Consider the following 6542-nt stretch of genomic DNA (forward strand, 5'->3'; position numbering starts at 1 on the left):
GCGGTCGGACCCGCGGCAAATTAGGGCTTTGGAAAATAATGGGTCAATAGGAAAATTGCCCGAATTGTGACATTCCCAATCATTTTTAATGACGCATTATATTGCGATTTATAATCGATTTATTTCGCAGCAAATTTCGTTATTTTCGAAGCGCAAAAGAAAAAAGGCCCGGCCAAAATGGCCGGGCCTTTCCACCGCCTTCCGTGGCGGGCCCGGCGCAAGGAACCCTGCGCCGGGCGGGGCAGCGTCTTACCAGGTCGCCTGCAGACTCACGCCGGAGAACGAGGAGTACCCGTTCAGCATGATGTAGTAGGTGCCCGATGCACCGGTGAAGGTGCACGACTCGTTGTTGCCGTACAGGTACGGGCGGCAGTCGTAGCTGGTGGTGGTCGGGTTGGAGCCCTGCCTGACGTACAGGTCGGCGTCGCCGGTGCCGCCGGACATGGCGATGGTCAGGTTGCTGCCCGAGGGCACCGTCACGGTGTAGTACTTCTTGGTGCCGGCAGCGCCGGAAATGCCGGTCACCGGCACGCCGTTCTGCAGACCGCCGGTACCGCCGCCGGTGCTGTAGGAGGCCTTCACCGTCACGCTGGCGTACGACGAGTAACCGTGCACCTTGATGTAGTAGGTGCCGGCCTGCGGCGCGGCGACCGAGCAGCTCTCGTTGTTGCCGGTGAGGTACGGACGGCAGTCGTAGCTGCTGGTGGTCGGGGCGGAGCCGAACTTGGTGTAGAGGTCGGCGTCGCCGGTGCCCCCGGAGATCGACATCACCAGGTTGCTCGCGCCGGCCGGGACCTGGATGGTGAAGTCGTTGTCCGCGCCCGCGGCGCCGGAGATGCCGCCCACCGCCACGCCGTTCTGCAGCGCGGTGCTGCCGCCGCCGGTGCCGCCACCCGGCGGGTTCGGACAGGTCACGCCCACGCCGTTGAATGCGGTGGCCACGTCGGTGGCGCTGTAACCCAGGGCGACCGCGGCCTGCTCGACGCCGCAGGCGCCGGAGTTGAAGGTCGAGGTCGCGGTCCAGTAGGACTTGTTGGCCAGCGCATAGACCTGGAAGGCCTTCTTGACGTCCCAGCCGGTGGTCTTGGCCAGCAGGCAGAACGACTTGTTGTACACGCCGCTGGAGTTGTGCACGTCCATGGTCGAGGTGTAGTTGGCCGCGTTGTCGATCGAGCCGCCGTCCTGCGGCGGGTTGCACATGTAGCGAAGCGCATTGCCGATGCCGGCGCTGGTCTTGACGATGTCCTCGCCGACCTCGAAGTCGGCCGCGCCGCGGTCGAAGAACTCTGCCGCCTCGCCGGCGATGTCCGAATAGGCCTCGTTCATGCCGCCGGACTGGCCGCTGTACTGCAGGTTGGAGTTCTGCTCGGTGTAGCCGTGGCTGATCTCGTGGCTGGTCACGTCCAGCGACACCAGCGGGTAGAACGTGGTGGCGCCGTCGCCGAAGTTCATCGCCGAGCCGTCCCAGAACGCGTTCTCGTAGTTGCTCTTGTAGTGCACGTTCATGCGCAGCTGGATGTTCAGCGGCGCCGCGCCGGTGTAGGCCACGTACATGTCGTGCACGACGCCACCGAAATGGTGGGCGTCGTTCACCGGCGAATAGGCGCCGTTGATCGCGTCGGTGTTGCTGGTCGGGCAGGCGAAGCTGACGATCGAGCCGCCGCTGGTGCCGTGGTTGAGGTTGTAGGTCACCACGTTGGTGTTCTGCAGGTAGCAGGTGCTGCCCGACTGGGTGACGTCCAGCGCCGGATACTGGGTGCCGTAGTAGTACTCGCCGGTCTTCTGGTTGCCGCCCGGGCCGTTGGCGGTGGCGTCGGTCAGGCCGTTCCAGCTCTGGATCACCTCGCCGGTCTGCGCGTCGACGATCGCCGTCGGGCGGCTGGGCTGGTTGCTGGCGACGAAGTACGAGGTCAGGTACACCAGCCGCGGCGAGCCGTTGTCCTGCGGATAGACGAACAGGTCGGCCTTTTCGTTGCGGATGCTGGCGCCACCGGTCAAGGCGGTGTGTGCATGCGCCTTGAGCGCACCGATCGCCTGCGCACCGCTCATGCGCGGCGTCACCGAGAGCGGCGCGACCAGGTTGGCGGGCAGCGTCAGCACGTCGCCGCTGGCGTGCAGCACGTTGCCGTGCGCATCCTGCACCACGGCGACGCTGCGGCCGTACACCGGCACGCCACGGTACATCTGCTGATGGCGCACGACCTGCTTGCCGTTGGGCAGGTGCGCCGTGCTGCGCGCCGCAAGCGACATGTCGGCGCCCAGGTTCAGGCGCGCGGCCAGGTTGCCGGCCGGCACCACGCCGAGGTTCTGCACCTGCACGTGCTGGGTGTTGGCGGCCAGTGCGGTCGAACCGGTGGCCAGGCCGATGGCGGCAACCAGAAGTTTCAGACGGATATTGCTTGGCATTTCAGGAACTCCCTTGAGAGAAATTCGGGACGAGCGACCCTGATGCGGCCGCAAGGACCCCATGCGTGAATTCGCCGTGCAGACACGGCGCCAATGCTTTTTTGCCAACGGTCCCGGCTGCATCCGGATGCGCGTCGCGCCTCTCCCCTGTTCCTTCCGTGAGAGGGCAGCACGCGGGACATTCGTTCGAGCGCGGCGCTTCCCATGGCGCCGCTGCAGGACCATCCGTCAACCTCCCCGCCAACGGATTCGTCGACATTAAGTAGGAACTTGCGGGAGGGTCAAGGTGAATTATTCCTAGGGTTTTCGATTCGTGACCGGCGCCGTCGGCAGACTGCGAAACCTGCGTCAACGATGACTGCGAGGCTGGCGCCAAACCCGCGGACAAAAAAAAGCCCGGCGGATGCCGGGCCTTCGCGGAGGCTGGGGACAGGACCGGGATCTAAAGCATCCCGGTCTCGAGCTTGGCCGCGTCGGACATCATCGAGTGGTTCCACGGCGGGTCGAAGACCAAGTCCACGTCGGCCTGGCCGACGGTGGGAATCATCTCGAGCTTGGTGCGCACGTCGTCCACCAGGATGTCGCCCATGCCGCAGCCGGGCGCGGTCAGGGTCAGCTTGACGTAGACCTTGCGGCCGCCCTCGGCGAGGGCATCGATGGAAACGTCGTAGACCAGGCCCAGTTCCACCACGTTGATCGGGATCTCCGGATCGAACACCGTGCGCAGCTGCTGCCACACGAGCTTCTCCACGTCATCGTCGCTGGCATCGGCGGCCAGCTCGATCGGCGGCGGCGGTTCCTTGCCCAGCGCATCGGCATCGCCGCCGGCAATGCGGAACAGGTTGCCTTCGACGTAGACGGTGAAGCTGCCGCCCAGCGCCTGCGTGATGTAGCCGATCTGGCCGGCCGGGAGCATCACGCTCTCGCCCTGCGGCACCATCACCGCCGCGCAGTCGCGCTCCAGGGTGAAGGGTTCGCTGCTCAGACTGAAACCGCTCATGCCGATCCTGCCAATACCTGTCGAGGCCGCGGCCGGGCGCCGCGGGGAAGCGTTCTATTATGCCGCGCCGCGGACGCGCACCGCTGATCAAGATCAGGTCCGCGCTGCCGATCTCAAGGACGCAGGCCGCCCGGACAGCCGCGCGGTTATCATCGACGTTTGCCTTGAAGCAGCAGGAACCGCATGGCTCCCGACCAACCGCCGCCCCGCCCTCGCTCGTGCGCCTGATTGCCGCATTGTTCGCCGCGTTCAGCGCGGCCATGCTGGGGCTCGCCGCGGGCGCCATTTGGATGCTGCCGACGATGGCGCTGCGGCGCCCGCTGCCGGCGCTGGCGCTGGCGGCCGGCTGGCTGCTTGCGCTGGCGGTACGCAACTGGGTGCGCCCGGCCGGTCGCGTGGCTGCCGCGCTGGCCGCCGGCGCGACGGTGCTGGCGGCCATCTACGTGAACGTCCTGACCGCTGCAGCGCGGATCGCCGGTTCGATGGGCATCGGCCTGCTCGACGCCTTGCGGGAGGCGGGCCTGGCGATGCTGCTGGCGCTGGCGCGGCTGGCCGTGCGACCGGCCGATGTCGGCTTCACGCTCGCCGCTGCGCTGCTCGCCGCATGGCTTGCCGGCCGCCGGCCGCGGCGCGCTCCGTAGGGCGGATCGCCTCCTATGCCTCCAGCGCCTTGAGCGCGGCCACCAGTTCGGCCGCCACCGCCTGCCCGTCGCCGTACAGCATGCGCGCGTTGTCCGCGTAGAACAGTGCGTTCTCGATGCCGGCAAAACCGGTGCCCTTGCCGCGCTTGACCACGATGACGTTCCTCGACGAGGCCACGTCCAGGATCGGCATGCCATAGATCGGCGAGGCCGGATCGGTCTTGGCCAGCGGGTTGACCACGTCGTTGGCGCCGATCACCAGCGCAACGTCGGTACTGGGAAATTCGGGATTGATCTCGTCCATGTCCGCGATCAGGTCGTAGGGCACGCCCGCCTCGGCCAGCAGCACGTTCATGTGCCCGGGCATGCGGCCGGCCACCGGGTGGATGGCGAACTTCACCTTCACGCCGCGCTCGATCAGCAGCCGCGCGAACTCCCATACCTTGTGCTGCGCCTGCGCCACCGCCATGCCGTAGCCGGGCACGATCACCACGCGCTCGGCATAGGCCATCATCACCGCTGCGTCCGGCGCCTCGACGGGCTTCTGCGCGCCGCCGATCGCCTGCGCCACGCCCGCCGCCGCGCCGAAGCTGCCGAACAGCACGTTGCCCAGCGAGCGGTTCATCGCCTTGGCCATCAGCTGGGTCAGCAGCGTGCCGGCAGCGCCGACCACGGTGCCGGCGATGATCATCGCCTCGTTGCCCAGCACGAAACCCTCGAACGCCACCGCCAGGCCGGTGAACGCGTTGTACAGCGAGATCACCACCGGCATGTCGGCGCCGCCGATCGGCAGCGTCATCATCAGCCCGAACAACAGCGCCAGGACGAAGAAAGCCGCGATCAGTCCCGGCGTGAGCGCGCCGGACACCAGCACGGCGCCCAGCACGACGGCCAGCACCAGCACCAGCAGGTTGGCGATGCGCTGGCCGGGAAAGGTGAAGCGCCGGTCCAGCCATCCCTGCAGCTTGGCGAAGGCGATCAGCGAGCCGGAGAAGCTCACCGCGCCGATCAGCGCACCGAGCACCGCCAGCGCCAGTTGCGCGGCATCCGGCGCCTGGCCGCCGGCGGTGAACTGGCCACCATCGAGCAGCGTCACCGCCGCGCCGGCAAAACCGACCAGCTCGGCGGCGCCGATGGCCGCCGCGGCGCCACCGCCCATGCCGTTGTAGAGCGCCACCATCTGCGGCATCGCGGTCATCGCCACGCGCCGGCCCGACCACCATGCCGCCGCGGTGCCCAGCAGCAGCGCGACGAGGATCAGTCCACGGTGCGCCAGTCCCGGCAGCGCGAAGGTCGCCGCCACCGCCACCGCCATGCCCACGCCCGCCCACACGATGCCGCCGCGCGCGCTGCGCGGCGAACTCATGCGTTTCAGGCCCAGGATGAACAGCAGCGCGGCGAGGAAATAGCAGGCCTTGATCGCCCCCGGCAGCCAGGCCATCAGTGCGTCCCCCGGCCGCCCGGGCGGCTGGACTTGAACATCTCCAGCATCCGCTCGGTCACCACGTAGCCGCCCGCCGCGTTGCCGGCGCCCAGCAGCACGCCGACGAAACCGATGCCGATTTCCAGCGGCGTCTGCGCATGGCCCAGCGCGATCATGGCGCCGACCAGTACGATGCCGTGAATGAAGTTCGAACCGGACATCAGCGGCGTATGCAGGATCACCGGCACCCGCGCGATGATCTCGTGGCCGGTGAAGGCCGCCAGCATGAAGATGTACAGCGCCAGGAACCCGTCGAGCATGGCCTCTTCCCCCGTCCGCGCACGCCGTCGAGCGGCTGTCGCCGCATCATACGGTCGCGCGTCAACCCGTGCGAGCCTGCCGCGTTGATGCATCCGACTCCACCGCAACCGGGCCAGGGTGCCGATGACGCGGACCTCGACGCCATGAACAGCCTCGCCGGCACCCTCGAAAGCGACCTGCTGGCGGCGCCGGACGCGCGTGCCGCGCCGGCCACGCTGGATGCGTTCCTGGCCGATGTCGAGCGGCGCGCGTTCCGTCTGGCCGAACTGCAGCTGGGCCATCGCGAGGACGCGCTGGACGCGGTGCAGGACGCCATGCTGCGGCTGGTCAGGCACTACCGCGACAAGCCTGCGCAGGAATGGACGCCGCTGTTCTGGGGCATCCTGCGCCGGCGCATCGTCGATCTGCAGCGGCGGCGCAAGGTGCGTTCGATCGTGGTCGGCTGGCTCGGCGGCCGCGACGAGGAAGGCGAGGATCTGCCCGCCTGGGAACCGGCCGACACCGCGCCCGGTCCGCTGCAGCGGCTTGAGGACGGCAAGGCCTGGAGCGAGATATCCGCCGCGGTCAGGCGCCTGCCGCAACGCCAGCGCGAAGCCTTCCTGCTGCGCATGCTGGAAGGCCTGGACGTGGCCGACACGGCCAGCGCCATGGGCTGCTCCGAAGGCAGCGTGAAAACCCATCTGTCGCGCGCCATGCACCACCTGCGCGACCAACTGGAGGACTGGCGATGACGCCCGATCCCGACTAGCTC

General features: G+C 67.9%; 6 protein-coding genes. 2 read left to right on the plus strand and 4 right to left on the minus strand.

Translation table 11 applies throughout. The features are described from left to right. Window positions 1-249: 249 nt before the first annotated feature. Together HOQ08_RS13455 and sufT are read right to left on the minus strand one after the other, a co-directional pair. Window positions 250-2406: a pre-peptidase C-terminal domain-containing protein gene (locus tag HOQ08_RS13455; protein ID WP_291195819.1), complete on the minus strand. Its 2157-nt coding sequence runs from the start codon at window positions 2404-2406 to the stop codon at window positions 250-252. 442 nt (window positions 2407-2848) lie between these two features. Continuing rightward, window positions 2849-3406, minus strand: a complete 558-nt coding sequence (sufT, locus tag HOQ08_RS13460) for a putative Fe-S cluster assembly protein SufT (protein WP_291195822.1) — start codon at window positions 3404-3406, stop codon at window positions 2849-2851. Window positions 3407-3624: 218 nt separating this feature from the next. Here sufT and HOQ08_RS13465 point away from each other — a divergent pair, with 218 nt between their 5' ends. Beyond that, on the plus strand, window positions 3625-4047 hold the full coding sequence (locus HOQ08_RS13465; protein ID WP_291195825.1) for a hypothetical protein: 423 nt from the start codon (window positions 3625-3627) through the stop codon (window positions 4045-4047). A gap of 13 nt (window positions 4048-4060) precedes the next feature. On the opposite strand, the gene HOQ08_RS13470 is transcribed toward HOQ08_RS13465, so the two are convergent. Both HOQ08_RS13470 and HOQ08_RS13475 read right to left on the minus strand, forming a co-directional pair. Then, window positions 4061-5488 (minus strand): NAD(P)(+) transhydrogenase (Re/Si-specific) subunit beta, encoded by a 1428-nt coding sequence (locus HOQ08_RS13470; protein ID WP_291195828.1) that lies wholly within the window; start codon window positions 5486-5488, stop codon window positions 4061-4063. Continuing rightward, window positions 5488-5790 (minus strand): NAD(P) transhydrogenase subunit alpha, encoded by a 303-nt coding sequence (locus HOQ08_RS13475; protein WP_291195831.1) that lies wholly within the window; start codon window positions 5788-5790, stop codon window positions 5488-5490. Before HOQ08_RS13475 ends, HOQ08_RS13470 begins: the two co-directional genes overlap by 1 nt. Window positions 5791-5934: 144 nt before the next feature. Between HOQ08_RS13475 and HOQ08_RS13480 the strand changes: the two genes are divergently transcribed. Continuing rightward, the gene (locus HOQ08_RS13480; RefSeq protein WP_291195834.1) at window positions 5935-6522 is read left to right on the plus strand and encodes an RNA polymerase sigma factor; all 588 of its coding nucleotides are present in this window, start codon (window positions 5935-5937) and stop codon (window positions 6520-6522) included. Window positions 6523-6542 lie beyond the last annotated feature (20 nt).

It is taken from the genome of Frateuria sp., from assembly GCF_013362045.1.
Lineage (GTDB): Bacteria > Pseudomonadota > Gammaproteobacteria > Xanthomonadales > Rhodanobacteraceae > Frateuria_A.